The organism is Moraxella cuniculi DSM 21768 (genome assembly GCF_900156515.1).
GTDB classification, from domain to species: Bacteria; Pseudomonadota; Gammaproteobacteria; order Pseudomonadales; family Moraxellaceae; genus Moraxella; species Moraxella cuniculi.
On sequence record NZ_FTNU01000022.1, the window covers coordinates 17,459 to 33,720 of the forward strand.

Genomic DNA, 16,262 nt, shown 5'->3' on the forward strand with positions numbered 1-16,262 from the left:
TTATACAATGCCAAATTGCTTGCATAAATTCTTAATACACAACAAGACCCTTTTGCAAGTTTAGGTTGTCAAGTTAAAACCTTGAGTTTGTTCATTTTTCCTAAAAACACCCGCCTTTTTCGCCTTTTTCTGCCTTGGTTAATTTTTCTTCGGCAAGAGCTTTGGCAGAACGCACAGGCGGTGGGCAGTCCTCGCCATAGTATTGGCGGTCGGCAAAGTAGCTTGAACGCACCATTGGATTTGCCCAAATATTAAAAAAGCCAAGTTTTTTGCCATATTCGGTATAGCGGGCAAATTCATCAGGATGCACATAGCGATCCACAGGGGCGTGATTTTTGCTTGGGGCAAGGTATTGACCGATGGTAACGATATCAACATCGTGTGCCTTTAGGTCGTCAAGCAGGGCGTATACCTCTTCTTCGGTTTCGCCCAAACCTACCATAAAGCCACATTTGGTCGCCACATCAGGACGGCGAGCTTTGTAGTCTTTTAATAAATTTAAAGAATGTTGATAATCTGAACCAGGACGAAAAGCCTTATAAAGACGAGGCACTGTCTCAATGTTGTGATTAAACACATCGGGGGCGGTTTCGGTCAATAAGTCAAGGGCGATTTGCTCGCGACCACGAAAATCAGGCACCAAGATTTCAATCAAGCAGTTGGGGCTTAGGGCTTTGGATTCGTTAATCACCTCAACAAAATGCCCAGCACCACCATCTTTTAAGTCATCTCTGTCCACGCTGGTAATCACGGCGTATTTTAGCCCAAGTCCTAAGATGGTCTCGGCAGTGTGGCGTGGTTCGTCTTTGTCAAGCGGATTGGGTCTGCCGTGTGCCACTTCACAAAATGGACAACGGCGAGTGCAAATATCACCCATAATCATAAAGGTAGCCGTACCATCGCCAAAGCACTGTGGCAAGTTTGGACAAGCCGCCTCTTCGCAGACGGTATAGAGTTTTTGTTTGCGAAGTGTGGATTTGATGCGTTCTACTTCGGCTGGGCTTGAGAGTTTGACACGAATCCAGTCGGGTTTTTTTGGGGCATCAACGGTTGGAATAACCTTGATGGGAATGCGTGCCACTTTGTCATAACCACGCAGTTTTTCGCCTTGCACGGCTTTTTTTGGTGCAGGGCGGGCTTCGGGGGTGAAGGTTTGGACGGTCATGGCTTATCCTGTATTTTTGTTGTAAAATGCTTATTATACGCTAAATTGCCAAAAATAACACAGCTTGATGGCTTATTGTTGTTATCTAGGGTGTTTTGGCAAAATTTCAATATTGCCAGTTATTTGCCATCATGCCAATCCTGTGATAATAATGCCAATTAATGTACAAATAATCAATGATTTGCCAACACTTGTCAAGTCTTATGTTGGTCTGGGTTGATTGATGACAGTATAATTGCCAACATGGGCAAAAATATCCGCCAAGCATGAGATTTTTTGGTAAAAAAATGCTACACTTAGGTCTTGTTTTTAAGAGATGAATTGTGATGACAACCAAGAAAAAAACTGCCATTTTGTTGATTAATTTGGGTACGCCTGACGCACCCACGCCGCAAGCGGTCAGGCGTTATCTGAAGGAATTTTTGAGCGACACACGAGTCATTGAGATACCAAAGTTCATCTGGCAGGTGATTTTAAACTGCTTTGTGCTAACAACCAGACCTCGCCGTGTGGCACACGCTTATGAGGGCATCTGGCAGCCAGCAGGCTCACCACTTTTGACAATCCTAAAAAACCAAGCCGAGCAATTAAGGCAGGCATTATCCGCCAAGGGCATTAAGGTGCCTGTGTATGCGGCGACCACTTATGGCAATCCATCAATCACCGCTGTGCTGGAGCAATTGATGGACGAGGCGGTGGAATCGGTTGTGCTATTGCCACTGTATCCACAGTATTCAGCGACTTCAACGGCAGCGGCATTTGATAAGGTTGCCAAATTTCTGATAACAAGGCGTAATTTGCCCGAGCTGCATTTTATCAAAGATTATCACAATCACCCTTTGTACATTGAGGCATTGGCACAAAGTGTTGAGCGGTATTGGCAACAGCATGGGCGAGCCGATCGTTTGCTGATGAGCTTTCATGGCATTCCAAAGCCGTATGCGGACAAAGGCGACCCTTATCCCAAGCAATGCCAAGCCACGGCGGTATTATTGGCGGATAGATTGGCGTTGTCGGCAGGCGAGTGGGCGATTAGTTTCCAGTCTCGTTTTGGGGCACAAGAATGGCTCAAGCCCTATACCGATGAACTGCTGGGACAATGGGGTGCATCGGGCGTATCGGTGCAGGTGATGAGTCCTGCTTTTTCGGCGGATTGTCTTGAGACGCTTGAGGAGCTGGCGGTAGAAAACAGGCAAAACTTCTTGCAAGCAGGTGGCAGCTCGTATGAATATATCCCTGCATTAAACACCGATGAGCTGCACATTGAAATGATGGCGGATTTGGTTAAAAAATATTTATAAATCAATAATTTGCCAATGAAAATTTTATGAAATCACAGATTTGGCAGGATTTGTGATTGATTTTATGGCTAAGTTTTGTGCTAAGATTGGCTGATTTGTCATCTTGTTGCCCAAAATTTGCCAGTTTGGTAACAAAACAATAAAAAATGGCTTGTAGATATACAAGCCATTTTTGATGATGGTCAAATCAGCCAAGCAGCTGCAAGATTTGGTTAAGTGTGGCACTTGGACGCATTGCCTCGCTTGCTTTGTCAAATGTAGGTGCATAATATCCACCGATATCCACGGCATTGCCCTGAACTTGGCTAAGCTCGGCAACAATGGTGGCTTCGTTATCTGCCAAAGCAGTAGCCACTGGAGCAAATTTGGCAGCAATATCAGCATCTTTGGTTTGTGCAGCCAGTTCTTTTGCCCAGTACAGTGCCAGATAAAAATGACTGCCACGATTGTCCAGCTCGCCTGCTTTGCGTTTGGGCGATTTGTCGTTTAGCAGCAACTGTTCGGTGGCACGGTCAAGCGTCTCTGCCAAGATTTGTGCTTTGGTATTGCCTGTCGTTTGTGCCAAATGCTCAAACGACACCGCCAATGCCAAAAATTCACCCAAGCTATCCCAACGCAAGTGGTTTTCTTCGGTAAACTGCTGCACATGTTTTGGTGCTGAACCGCCTGCACCAGTTTCAAACATACCGCCACCGTTCATAAGTGGTACGATGGACAGCATTTTTGCCGAAGTGCCAAGCTCTAGGATTGGGAATAAATCGGTCAGATAATCACGCAGGACATTGCCTGTAACTGAGATGGTGTCCTCGCCATTTTTGAGGCGTTGTAGTGAGAACTTGGTGGCTTCTTCTGGCGATAAAATACGCAAATCCAAGCCGTCAATATCGCTCATTTCCAGCTCGCTTAGGTAGCGTTTGACCTTATGAATGATGCTGGCATCGTGTGGGCGACGCTCATCAAGCCAAAATACCGCAGGCGTATTGCTTAGGCGGGCACGGCTGATTGCCAGTTTGACCCAATCTTTGATTGGAGCATCTTTGGTTTGGCACATACGCCAGATATCGCCAGTTTCTACTTCATGGCTCATCAGCACTTGACCTGCTTGGTTGATTACCTCAACCTTGCCATCGGCGGTCATCTCAAAAGTTTTGTCGTGCGAGCCGTATTCCTCTGCTTTTTGAGCCATTAGACCGACATTTGGCACGCTGCCCATTGTGGTCGGATCAAATGCACCATGCTCACGACAAAAATCAATCACAGCTTGGTATACGCCAGCGTAGCTGCTGTCTGGTATGACCGCTTTGGTATCTTGGGCTTGACCTTCGCTGTTCCACATACGACCTGAGTTGCGAATCATGGCAGGCATTGACGCATCAACAATTACATCGCTTGGCACATGTAGGTTGGTGATGCCTTTGTTGCTATCAACCATAGCAATTTCTGGACCTGTAACATAGGCATAGCTGATGGTTGCTTCGATGGCGGTGCGAGTTTCTGCATCCAGCTTGTCCAAGTTGGCAAGCAAATTGCCAAAGCCATTGTTCACATCAACACCGATGGCAGCAAGTGTGTCGCCATGTTGCTCAAATACAGGTGCAAAAAACGCTTTTACCGCATGACCAAAGATGATGGGGTCAGAGACTTTCATCATGGTGGCTTTCATGTGTAGGCTAAATAGCAGACCTTGCTCTTTGGCATCTTTGATTTGTTCTTGCAAAAACGATACCAGAGCTTTTTTGCTCATGACGGTGGCATCGATAATCTCGCCTGCCTGCAGAGCAACTGGGCTGCGTAATGGTTGGCTGTTACCTGCTTTGTCGGTGAAAACAATGCTTACGCTGTCAGCGGTTTCGCTTGTGTAGGATTGTTCATTGTGGAAAAAATCACCGCTTTGCATGGTGGCAACATGAGATTTTGAGTCTTTGCCCCATGCTCCCATGCTATGCGGGTATTTTTTGGCGAAGTTTTTTACTGCTTTTGGGGCACGGCGATCTGAGTTGCCTTCACGCAACACAGGGTTTACTGCACTGCCTTTGATTTTGTCGTAGCGATTTTGAATTTCTTTTTCTTCATCGGTTTGTGGGTTGGTTGGGTAGTCTGGCAGTGGATAGCCTTTGCTTTGTAATTCCTTAATGGCAGCGACCAGCTGTGGCACAGAGGCACTGATATTGGGCAGTTTGATGATGTTAGCTTCGGGTTTTTTTACCAATTCGGCAAGCTCGCCAAGTGCATCAGGTATGCGTTGTTCTTCGCTCAAAAATTCTGGAAAACTTGCCAAAATGCGACCCGCCAGCGAGATATCGCTGGTAACAAAGTCAATATCGGCAACACTGCCAAAACTTTTGATGATTGGCAACAAAGAATAAGTTGCCAGTGCTGGTGCTTCATCGGTGTGGGTGTAGATGATGGTAGATTTGCTCATACAAACTCCTGTTTGGTTGTTATTTTTGAAATCGCATCGGCTTATTATGCCACACTTTATTGCTTTTGCCTACTTACAAATCATCGTTGCGATACAGATGGCAGGATTTTTGGCAAAATTACCCAAATATACCCAAGTGGCTAAGGGTGCAAGGCTAATTGACAGTTGTGCTATAATAGGCGATGATTGTTAATTTTGATGATAAAATCCAGAAAAAGAGTGATGAATGAAAGTATTGGGTATTGAGACTTCGTGCGATGAGACAGGTTTGGCAATTTATGATGACCAAATCAATAACGGCAAAGGCGGTGTATTGGCACAAGTTTTGTACAGTCAGGTGCAACTGCATCAGATGTACGGCGGCGTTGTGCCAGAGCTTGCCAGTCGCGACCATATTCGCAAATTGGTGCCGCTGTTTGATGAGTTGCTCGTGCAGGCAGGCATTGACAAATCACAGATTGATGCGGTGTCTTATACCAAAGGGCCGGGGCTTATTGGGGCGTTGATGACTGGGGCATTGTTTGGGCGGACGCTGGCTTTTGGGCTTGGTGTGCCTGCACTTGGCGTGCATCACATGGAAGGGCATTTGCTTGCACCATTATTGGCGGCGGATAATCCACCACAATTTCCTTTTGTGTGCTTGCTGGTTTCTGGCGGTCATACCATGCTGGTGCGTGCCGATGGCGTGGGTGAGTATCAGTTGCTGGGTGAGTCGATTGATGATGCAGTGGGCGAGTGTTTTGATAAGGTGGCAAAAATGCTCAACCTGCCTTATCCGGGCGGCCCAAATGTTGAAAAACTGGCAAAAACTGGCAATCCGCTGGCGTATCAGTTGCCAAGACCGATGCTGCACAAGGGCTTGGATTTTTCGTTCAGTGGCATGAAGACAGCGGTGCATAATCTGATTAAAGATACGCCAAATGCAGACAGCGACCCTGTGGTGCGTGCTGATATTGCGGCAAGTTTTCAGTATGCGGTGGTGGATACTTTGACCCAAAAATGCCACAAAGCCCTAAAGCAAACAGGGCTAAAACAGCTGGTTATCGCAGGTGGCGTATCGGCAAATCGCACGCTGCAAAAGACGCTGGAGCAGAGAGTTCAAGATATCGGTGCTAAGGTATATTATGCCCCTGTTGAGCTGTGTACGGACAATGGTGCGATGATTGCCTATGCAGGGTTTTGTCGCCTAAAACAGGGGCAGGCAGATGGTTTGGCGGTGGCGTGTGTACCCAGATGGAATATTACAAGCCTTGCCATCACCAAAGCTGACAATGCCAAATAACACACCAAAAACAAGCATGGCGTAAGGTATATCGGCACAAAGTGCAGTGATGGCAGTTTTTGTAAGTGATGCAAGATTAAGAAATTATCGCATGGCGATGGCGATTATGCGGTGGCTTTGTGGGCAAAAGCTGCCAATTATCGGTCTAAAGACCAATAATCGTGTGGTAAATTTAACCAATTATTATAAAGATTTGTTGATTTTTGTTTTTATTATTTAATAATAATCAATGAGATAATTTTTATAAAAATGATGGTTAATTTTGCTATTGTCATGATAATTTGACGGATTTTTGCTATTTTGTTTTGTTTAAGGGTTGATATTGCCTTTGGTTTATAAAAAATCTACCATTAAATTTTAATTAATATTAATAAATGTGCAGTTTTGCCAATTTATCATCTGCTGATGGCTTGATTGTCAATCTGTTTTGTGCGAAATAAAATTTTCTACACAATAAAGCGAACCATGCCAACAGCAACTTTGGACAGATAAGCGTTTGGAAGTTTTGATAAATTATGGTTTTTTGATGTCTTGGAGTAATCCCAAAAAGCCCTTCATATAATCCAAACTCTCATCGTCTTGGCGGACGGCGGCGTAGAGCTGGCAATATACACCTGCCCCAAGTCGGCGAGATACCACCCAGCCTTTGCGTTCATACTCTGCTGCAACCCAGTCGGGCAAGGCTGCCACGCCTCGTTCTGAAGCAACCAGCTGAATCAGCATCGCTGTCAGTTCTGTGGTGCGAATGCTGGCGGGGCTTATGCCACTGGGTGCTAAAAATTTGGCGATAATATCAAGCCGACTTGCTTCTACAGGGTAGGCGATGAGCGTTTGGTCGATAAGGTCGTTTGTGCTGATGGATTCTTGGCTTGCCAAGCGGTGTGCTGGCGAAAGCACAAGGCGGCTTTCGTAAGTAAATAAGGGCAGGTAGTTGATGCCGTCAATCGGCAAATCACTGGCGGTGATTAATAGGTCAATTTCGCCATCGGCAAGCATTTGGTGCGGCTCAGGGTCAAAACCTGTAGCAAAATCCAGCTCAACATCGCTGTAGCTTTTGCGATAGGTGTTTAGAATCGGCATCAGCCAATCAAAGCAGCTGTGGCATTCGCTGGCAAGTCTTAATCTGCCTGCCTGCCCATGTGCCAGTCGCTTGATGTCGGCTTTGGTGCGTGCCACCTGTGGCAAAATACTATCAGCAAGCGACAATATCAACAGTCCAGCTGGGGTGAAGCTGACAGGACGCGTGCGGCGATTAACCAAGGTGATGTCATAATAATGCTCAAGTTCCCTTAGTTGATGACTGATGGCGGAAGCGGATAAATTCAGCTCATCGGCGGTATCTGCCAAAGAACCATGCCGCTTTAGGGCACTCATCATCTGTAAATGGCGAATTTCTAACATATAAAGTCTGATGCAAAATAATCCACGGAAAGGTTGATGGTTTGGTTAATTTGCTATTATAACAAGCCTGATGCCTTGTGTGAATTATTTTGGAGAAAAACACAGTAAGCTGAGTGCTTGATTAAGATACTTTGGCACAGGCTTGCCTGCTTTGAATCTTAATGCCCAAAATCATCAAAAGCTCGATGACAATCAGCACCGTGCTGTAACGAAAAAGATCGGCATAGTCTGCTGCGGTTTTTGGAATAATCCACAGGCTTGTGATGAGTGAGCCTATCGCATCACCTGCCAAAAATGCCGTCTGCATCAGCCCAAGTGCCACCGCCAAAATACTGGCATCTAGCATATCGTATTGCAGCACTTGCTCAAACGAAGCGGTCAGGCTTAGACAGGCACTGCGAAGCATGACAATGATAATCAAGGATACAAATCCCAGCTGCAAACTTAGCACATAAGATAGTCCAAGATAAATCAGCACAAGGGCAATCATCGCCACAAAAAACCCAGCAAAGGCGGATTGCTTAATCAGATGATGGTAGCGAAGCAGGATAAAATTGGCAAGCATGGCGACAAAAACCGTACCCAAAAACACAAAAATTGAGCCAGATTCAGCCATGCCATAATCAACAAACATCAAAATCAAATAAGGCTTAATCAAACCTGTATAAATCCCACCGATTAAACTTGAGCCAGCAAACAGCAAGACAGGCAGAGTGATAAGCTGTCTTAAAGAAACTTGCGGTTTGTTGTTTATTGACTGATGATTATCTAAAGTGCCACGGTCTGTCTGATTTTCTTTATAGGCAAAAATACTGGCAATGCCGACCAACATCGCTGCAAGCAGCAATAAGAAAAAATACACATCACCAAAGGCATGGACAGACAGTGCCACAAAAGCTGTGCCAAACAGGGTGCAAGCAGACAATAAAATTGAACGCATGGCGGTTAGTTGTGTGGTATTTTGCTGGCTGTTTTGGGTGAGCTCTAAAAGCCACATTCGCCCAGCCAACAGGGCAACGGACGCTCCCACACCAGCCAAGACCGCCGTCATCACTGCCACTATCGGCGTGGTAAAGATGCGTAAAGCCAGTGCCAAAGCATACAGCATACTGCCAAATAATAAAGCCAAGCTAAAATGCACCTTAGCCACCATCATGCCATAAACAAATGAAAACGCCCCTGTAATTGCCATCGCCGAGTATGCCATGCCATAGGCGGCAAGTGCATTTTCATTTTTAAAATAGACTGGCATCGCTGCCAGCGAAATCGCCATGCCCGCCTGAAAGCTAAGCGTATAATAAGTGTAGCGACTGACAGCAGGCGTGGCAAAAAGTTTTGCTTTATCATAAAATTCCCTTGCATTGGTTGGCAAAACAGTTCAAATTAATGAAGCGTAATTGATTGAAGGCTGCTGCTATAACTATTTTTTGATTTATTTTAGATGATTGATAAAATAAAATCCATAATGAATAAAAATAAAACTCCAAGTAAGATAATGAGAAAATTATCAAGCCTTCTTGGGGATATTGCTTCTATTCCTGCTATAAAACAGCGTAGCACAATGATGGACACTAAAGATATTCCAAAATGTTTATCTTTCTTGCATAAGAGCTTTGTATGCTGTATTTTCTTTTTAAATAATTTGCGAAGACATCTGTTTAAAACAGGCATATCCAATTTGCTATCGCTATATCCTTCCAAAAAATATTATTAGTCATTGCATTTCACCAGTTTGTGATGATTAAGGTGCATGATTTTGTAGTGCTTTGATCTTTATCATAAATTGTTGTTTTGGGTTGTAAATATAATAATTTTCATCATATCATGAAAAACTTGATTTTTATTCATGTTAAAAATTTTGTATAATGCCACCATCAAAAATTTTCATGTTTTTGTAAATTTTGTGAATTTTAATCATCTAAGAAACCAAAGGAAAAAACGATGACAGTTATCTCGCATATTTTGGGTTATCCAAGAATTGGCGACAAACGCCAAACCAAATTCGCCCTAGAAAAATACTGGAAGGGCAAACAAGACAAAGCCAGCACGCTTGAGCAGATTCAGGCGGTGTTTAATAGCAATATCAACGAACAAATTGATGCGGATTTGTCCTTGATTACCACAGGTGATTTTGCTCACTATGATTTGGTATTGACCTTGGCAACTGCGTTAGGCGTTGTGCCGAAGCGTTTTGCTGGGGCGGCTGATCTTGATACTTTTGACCGTCAGTTTTATTTTGCTCGTGGTCGTGATAATACGGGCAAATTTGCCGATACTGCTGCATGGCAGATGACCAAATGGTTTGATACCAACTACCATTATCTTGTGCCAGAGCTTGCAGCAGATGAGTCATTTGCCAATCTTGATTTTGAGCAAATTATCAAGCAAGTTGTTGATACCAAAGAGATTTTGGCAAAGCGTGGCGTGAACAAGCCCATCAAGGTTGTCTTGGTCGGCCCTGTTTCTTTTTTGTATCTGTCAAGCAGTGAGCTTGAGGATAAGACCGCTCATCTTGACAAACTGATTCCTGCTTATAGCAAATTGCTTGGACAGCTTGGCGAATTGGGTGTGGAATATGCACAGCTAGATGAGCCGATTTTAAGCCTTGATTTGGACGGTAAATGGCAACAGGCATTTGAGCGTGCCTATAGCACTTTGCAACGCATTCCGCCAAAACTTATCGTTGCTAGCTATTTTGATACATTGGGCAACAATATCAATACGGCGTGCAATTTGCCAGTGGCGGGCATTCATATTGATATTACGCGTGCCAAGCAGCCCAAGCAATATGTGCAGCAGGTAATCGATCAGCTGCCAACGCACAAAATTTTATCAGTAGGCGTGGTTGATGGCCGTTCTGTATGGACCACCGATCAGGCGGCAGTAGCAGAGATTTTGGCAGAAGCCTATGGCAAATTGGCCGATCGTTTGTGGGTAGGTTCAGGTTCAAGCCTGCTGCATCTGCCTGTGGATTTGGCACACGAAACCGTGCCTGAGCAATTGCAGGGCAAACTTGCTTTTGCCAAGCAAAAACTGGGCGAAGTGGCGATTTGTGCAAAACTTGCCACAGGTGAGATTGCCCCTGATGCCAATGCTGTGGCACTGGATTTGAGTTTGGCATTGGACGGTGCCAAAGTGCGTGCAGGTCAATTTGCCAGTCGTTATGCTGCCCAGCAAGCCAAGCTAAACTTACCGCTATTTCCGACCACAACCATCGGCTCATTCCCTCAGACGGTAGAGATTCGCAAGGCTCGTGCCGCATGGAATAAGGGCGATTTGTCAGATGCGGATTATCAGACCGCCATGCAAGAGGAAATTAAACGCAGCATTGACGAGCAAGAAAAGCTGGGTATTGATGTTTTTGTCCATGGTGAAGCCGAACGCACGGACATGGTGGAATATTTTGCACAGTATATGGACGGTTTTTGGGTGTCGGCAAATGGCTGGGTGCAAAGTTATGGCACTCGCTGTGTGCGTCCACCGATTGTTGTGGGCAATATCAGCAGACCTAAGGCGATGACTGTGGCGTGGATTAAATACGCCCAAAGCCTAACAGATAAACCGATGAAAGGTATGCTTACAGGCCCTGTTACCATCTTGAACTGGTCATTTGCTCCAAGCGATACCAAAACTCGTGATATTTTACGCCTACAAATCGCCGAAGCAATCAATCAAGAAGTGGGTGATTTGCAAGACGCTGGCATTCATATTGTGCAGATTGATGAGCCAGCTTTCCGCGAGGGTTTGCCGCTAAAACAGGCCGATCAGGCACATTATTGGAATCAGGCGGTCAATGCGTTTAAGCATTCATGCTCAATAGCCCACGAAAGCACCCAGATTCATACGCATATGTGCTATTCGTCATTTCATGATTGCCTAGAGCATATCAGTGCTATGGACGCTGATGTCATCACTATCGAGACGGCACGCTCAGGCTTGCAATTGCTTGATGCCTTCAAAGGTAACGGCTACGCCAATGCCATCGGGCCGGGTGTGTACGATATTCATTCGCCACGCACCCCAAGCAGCGAAAATATGCAGGTGGTGATTGATGAGGCGATTAAATATGTGCCAAAAGAACGCCTATGGGTAAACCCTGACTGCGGTCTAAAAACTCGCAACTGGGAGGAAACCGTGTCAGCACTGGCGAATATGATTGCAATGACCAAAAAAGTGCGTGAACAATACAGCAATTAAGGAGTGGTTATGTGCGATACCTGCCATATCAATGTGCACGATGATGATGAGCTTGAATTTGACGAGCTTGATGATTAAGTAACGGCACAAAAACACCCATTGACCGATTGGTTGGTGGGTGTTTTTTATGATAATTAAAAAATCACTTGTTGATATGGTGGCAAGTTGTGAGAATTTGGTGAGTATTCATAATAAAAAATTACTTTTGTGTATCAAATTTTCTGCTAATATAGACGGTTTGATAATGACAAATGATGGGGCGGATTATGGATGCAGTCATGCAGTTGATTGATTTTATCTTAAGCATTGATCAGTACTTGGCGGTGTTTTTTCAGAATTATGGGCTATGGATTTATGGCATTTTATTTTTGATTATTTTTGTTGAAACTGGGCTTGTGGTCATGCCATTTTTGCCCGGAGATAGCTTGTTGTTTGCAGCAGGGGCGTTGGCGGCATTTACAGGTGCTTTAAACCCTATTTTGCTGATAGGCTTGCTATTTGTGGCGGCGGTGCTGGGTGATACGCTTAATTATCACATTGGCAAATATATCGGGCCAAAAGTTTTTGAAATTAATTCTCGTTGGATTAATAAGCAACACTTGCTAAATACGCAGAAATTTTTTGCCAAGCATGGCGGCAAGACAATTATTTTTGCCCGCTTTATCCCTTTTGCTCGCACTTTTGCACCCTTTGTGGCAGGGGCAGGCAGTATGGATTATAAGTATTTTTTGAGCTATAACATCATCGGCGGGTTTTTGTGGATTGTCTCATTTGTGCTGCTGGGTTATTTTTTTGGCAACCAGCCAGTGATTAAAGATAATTTTACTTATGTGATTTTTGGCATTATTATCTTTAGTATTTTGCCAGTGGTGATTGGTTTTGTGCGTGAAAAAATTGCCAAAAATCGCAATCAATAATCAAATCAATACTTGAAAATGGGCAAATAAAATGCCTCAATTGTTGAGGCATTTTGCTTAGCGTTGAGCTGGCAGGCTATCACGACCATCAATGCGTGCTACGCGTCCTTGATTATCAAAATAGATGCTTAGGTATTGCGAGGCATTTTTGACATTTGCTTTTTTCTGGCGTTTGCCATCAGTGCCAGCGGTATAGTCATAAATATAATCCCAGCGGTTGGATGCCAGCGTATCTCTCAATGCAGGCGAGCCAAGCAAATAAAGCACTTGGTTCATTGACATACCAACTTGAATTTGGCTGGCTTGTTGGGTGGTCAATGGCGTACCTTGTGGCAAATCAATGGTATAGACGCGAAACGCATTACAGCCTGTCAGGGCAACTGTAGCGGCAAGGCTTAGACTTGCAAATAAGAAAGTAGATTTTGTCATGGGTTATCCTTGTTTACATTGTGCTAGCCACATATTAAACATAACTTTGCGATTATGCAAGTATCTTTTGTGTTTTGCTTGTCATAATAAAGCAGCGATGGCATGATTTGTTAAATTGATGAGCGTGTTTGAGATTATCTGATGATTTTTGGGTGCAAGATTGCGATTTTTGTGGTACATTATAGCACAATGACAAAGAATAATCTGAATTCAGCAAGGGGTAAGAATTTATGGCATTCACCAATAAAGATTTGCGAAAAGCAGGGCTAAAAGTTACTTTGCCACGCATCAAAATTTTGGAACTGCTTGAAAATGCCGACCATCACCACATGAGTGCCGAAGATGTTTATCGTGCGTTGGCAGAGCAGGGTGAGGATGTTGGCTTAGCAACCGTGTACCGTGTTTTGACACAGTTTGAGCAGGCAGGTATCGTTGAGCGACATAATTTTGAGAACAATTTGTCCGTTTTTGAAATTGCTCAAGAAGAGCATCATGACCATCTGGTGTGTGATGTTTGTGGCAAGGTGATGGAGTTTCGTAACAGCATCATCGAAGAGCAGCAGTTTAAGGTGGCACAAGAGTATAATTTTAAACTGTCTGGACATTCGCTGGTGCTATATGGCGTGTGTGATAGCCCAGAATGCCAAAAAGCCACCGCAGAGGCAAAATAAGCCTCACGGTTTAACCGCTTATGGCTGACAAGCCAATCCAAAACCTCAAAGCTGATTTGGGGTTTTGTATTTTTGATAAGATGGCTGAAGTTAAATGGCGTGTGCTTGATTGTCCGTTATCAGAGATTTTGTTGAGTGATGGCAAGAGTTTTTGTCTCTTGGCTGATTTTGCCTTGTCTTAATAGATGGTTTAGGCTGGACTCAAGGCTTATCATGCCAGCAGATAGCCCTGTCTGAATCACTGAGGGCAGCTGAGCAGATTTGTTTTCTCGGATAAGATTTGCCACAGCAGGCGTGCGTAACAAAATCTCAAAAGCAGCAACACGACCGCCATTTGTTGCAGGCAGTAGTCTTTGGGCGACCACCGCCTGTAGTGAGTCGGCAAGCATGGTGCGTACCATGTGCTTTTCGGCAGCGTCAAAGACATCAACAATACGGTCAATACTCTTGCTGGCACTCATGGTGTGCAAAGTCGCCAAAACCAAATGACCTGTCTCTGCAGCGGTCAGTGCCAAGCGGATCGTCTGCAGATCACGCAATTCACCAACCAAAATCACATCAGGATCCTCGCGAAGAGCGGCACGCAACGCCTGCTCAAAACTCTGCGTATCTGTGCCAACTTGACGCTGGCTGATGAGCGATGATTTGCATTCATGTATGAATTCAATCGGATCTTCAATCGTTAGAATGTGTGCTGCTCGATGCTCATTAATATAATCAACCAAAGCAGCCAGCGTGGTGGATTTGCCAGAGCCTGTTGCACCAGTAACCAGCACCAGACCTGATTGTAGCGAGGCGATTTTTTGCAGACTTTGATGAATATGAGCATTGTCCGTCAGCATATCGATGCCAACAAGGGTGCTGTTCAATGCACGAATCGCTACCGCCGCTCCTTGATGGGTGTGATAGGCGTTAATGCGAAAGCGACCCTGTGTGGTATCACACGCAAAATCGCACTCGTGCTTTTGTTGCCAGCTGTCAAACTCCGCCTTTGGCATAAGCAAACCCAGCATGGTGGCGATGGTGTCAGAATCAAGCGGTGCATCATTGGTGGCAACCAGCTTGCCATCAATTCTTAGCATGGCAGGGCGACCTGAGGATAAGTGCAAATCAGAGGCTGATTGTTGGCGTACCAAATTAAGCAGAGCATCAAGCGTGGCGGCGGTTTGCATTGTCATTCCTTGAAATTTTAATGTGCAGAGGTTTGTGAATTATTAAAACAAATTTTGGCGATTTTCTCAAGTTTTGCTTTGGGTTATAAAATTTGTGCTACAATGAGATTTTAGGCGGTAAATTTACCAAATCTCTCCTAAATATAAACAGCAAAAATCCGTGGGTAAGTGGTTATGACAACGCAATTTGACAAGAAAAAATTAATTGATAATTATAAAAATATTAAAAATTTATTAAATACTGCCAACCAGACCCACAAGCGTGGCAATGCTGCACGCTTGATTGCTGTCTCAAAAACCAAGCCTGCTGCTATGGTGGCGGCGTTATTTTCCGAAGGTCAGGTTGATTTTGGTGAAAATTATCTGCAAGAAGCCATCACAAAAATAGACGAATTATCAGCTCTTGATATTACTTGGCATTATATTGGCAGTATTCAGCGTAATAAGACGCGGGATATCGCCAAATATTTTGACTGGGTGCATACGCTTGAGCGAGAGGTTATCGCCACAAGGCTAAATGAACAGCGTGAAGGTATGCCGCCTTTGCAGGTGCTGATTCAGGTAAATATCGATAATGAGGCGAGCAAATCTGGCTGCTGTATTGAGCAGCTGCCTGCCTTGATTGAGGCGGTGTCGGCATGCCAAAACCTAACTTTGCGTGGGCTGATGGTGTTGCCAAGCAAAGAAGGTGGTGATGCTTTTATGCGAACTAAGGCGTTGTTTGATGAGATGGCGACACGCTATGCCTTGCCGCATTGGGACAGTATTAGCATGGGTATGAGTGGCGATATGGACGAGGCGGTGGCACATGGCTCAACGATGGTGCGTATCGGCACGGCAATCTTTGGCGAGCGGTAATTGTTGTCTGCTTGGCAGAGAGTGTAGTTAAATTTATTTCCTTGCTTTTCCTATTTTTCATTTTTTTAAAATAAAAAAGCAGCCAAGGCATTAAGATGGCTAACTTTGTAAAAAGTATTTCTTTGTTATTTTGTGTTTTGGCGTGGTTACAATCGCTAGCGTGGGTTTAAAAAGTAAACTAGCATTCCAGCCAATCTGTTTTGTATCTCCATTTTTGTGAACGTAGAAAGATACAAATAGAGATACAAAAATGATTATAATATAGGCGGTAATAGGTGGCAATAAATGGCAATAAAAAAACCCTAGATAATTGATTTATCTAGGGTTTTTTGTGATATGTGGTTGTGTGTGGTTATATGATTGGTGGAGATGGCGGGAGTTGAACCTGTTTTTATTGCACCTTGTGCAATGCTATAAAAATTTAACCAAGTAAAATCAATAAGTTAG

The 16,262-nt window shown here is 44.3% G+C and carries 12 protein-coding genes; 6 read left to right on the top strand and 6 right to left on the bottom strand.

Translation table 11 applies throughout. The features are described 5' to 3' along the window. Window positions 1–100: 100 nt before the first annotated feature. On the bottom strand, window positions 101–1,165 hold the full coding sequence (gene lipA, locus BW928_RS10000; protein ID WP_076556082.1) for a lipoyl synthase: 1,065 nt from the start codon (window positions 1,163–1,165) through the stop codon (window positions 101–103). A 326-nt stretch (window positions 1,166–1,491) separates the two neighbouring features. Between lipA and hemH the strand changes: the two genes are divergently transcribed. Next, window positions 1,492–2,466 carry a ferrochelatase gene (gene hemH / locus BW928_RS10005; protein ID WP_076556083.1) on the top strand — a complete coding sequence of 325 codons (975 nt, stop codon included), beginning with the start codon at window positions 1,492–1,494 and terminating at the stop codon, window positions 2,464–2,466. Window positions 2,467–2,653: 187 nt separating this feature from the next. On the opposite strand, the gene BW928_RS10010 is transcribed toward hemH, so the two are convergent. Then, window positions 2,654–4,888 carry an NADP-dependent isocitrate dehydrogenase gene (locus tag BW928_RS10010; RefSeq protein ID WP_076556084.1) on the bottom strand — a complete coding sequence of 745 codons (2,235 nt, stop codon included), beginning with the start codon at window positions 4,886–4,888 and terminating at the stop codon, window positions 2,654–2,656. Between the two features lie 226 nt (window positions 4,889–5,114). Here BW928_RS10010 and tsaD point away from each other — a divergent pair, with 226 nt between their 5' ends. Continuing rightward, window positions 5,115–6,170 (top strand): tRNA (adenosine(37)-N6)-threonylcarbamoyltransferase complex transferase subunit TsaD, encoded by a 1,056-nt coding sequence (tsaD, locus tag BW928_RS10020; RefSeq protein ID WP_076556086.1) that lies wholly within the window; start codon window positions 5,115–5,117, stop codon window positions 6,168–6,170. Between the two features lie 513 nt (window positions 6,171–6,683). Here tsaD and BW928_RS10025 read toward each other — a convergent pair. Beyond that, window positions 6,684–7,571 (bottom strand): LysR family transcriptional regulator, encoded by an 888-nt coding sequence (locus tag BW928_RS10025; protein ID WP_076556087.1) that lies wholly within the window; start codon window positions 7,569–7,571, stop codon window positions 6,684–6,686. Between the two features lie 121 nt (window positions 7,572–7,692). After that, entirely contained in the window at window positions 7,693–8,943 is a 1,251-nt protein-coding gene (locus BW928_RS10030; protein ID WP_076556088.1) for an MFS transporter, read from the bottom strand. Between the two features lie 569 nt (window positions 8,944–9,512). On the opposite strand from BW928_RS10030, the gene metE reads away from it, so the two are divergent. Together metE and BW928_RS10045 are read left to right on the top strand one after the other, a co-directional pair. After that, a complete protein-coding gene (gene metE / locus BW928_RS10040) occupies window positions 9,513–11,768 on the top strand; it encodes a 5-methyltetrahydropteroyltriglutamate--homocysteine S-methyltransferase (protein WP_076556090.1) in 2,256 nt (751 codons plus the stop codon). A gap of 278 nt (window positions 11,769–12,046) precedes the next feature. Further along, the gene (locus tag BW928_RS10045) at window positions 12,047–12,685 is read left to right on the top strand and encodes a DedA family protein (RefSeq protein WP_076556098.1); all 639 of its coding nucleotides are present in this window, start codon (window positions 12,047–12,049) and stop codon (window positions 12,683–12,685) included. Window positions 12,686–12,742: 57 nt separating this feature from the next. Here BW928_RS10045 and BW928_RS10050 read toward each other — a convergent pair whose 3' ends face one another. Next, entirely contained in the window at window positions 12,743–13,114 is a 372-nt protein-coding gene (locus BW928_RS10050; protein WP_076556091.1) for an outer membrane protein assembly factor BamE, read from the bottom strand. 230 nt (window positions 13,115–13,344) lie between these two features. On the opposite strand from BW928_RS10050, the gene fur reads away from it, so the two are divergent. After that, window positions 13,345–13,785, top strand: coding sequence for a ferric iron uptake transcriptional regulator (fur, locus tag BW928_RS10055; RefSeq protein WP_076556092.1), 441 nt, complete (start codon window positions 13,345–13,347; stop codon window positions 13,783–13,785). Between the two features lie 119 nt (window positions 13,786–13,904). Here the strand turns inward: fur and BW928_RS10060 are convergent, their stop codons facing one another. Beyond that, a complete protein-coding gene (locus BW928_RS10060; RefSeq protein ID WP_076556093.1) occupies window positions 13,905–14,957 on the bottom strand; it encodes a type IV pilus twitching motility protein PilT in 1,053 nt (350 codons plus the stop codon). 174 nt (window positions 14,958–15,131) lie between these two features. Between BW928_RS10060 and BW928_RS10065 the strand changes: the two genes are divergently transcribed. Then, on the top strand, window positions 15,132–15,815 hold the full coding sequence (locus BW928_RS10065) for a YggS family pyridoxal phosphate-dependent enzyme (protein ID WP_076556094.1): 684 nt from the start codon (window positions 15,132–15,134) through the stop codon (window positions 15,813–15,815). Window positions 15,816–16,262 lie beyond the last annotated feature (447 nt).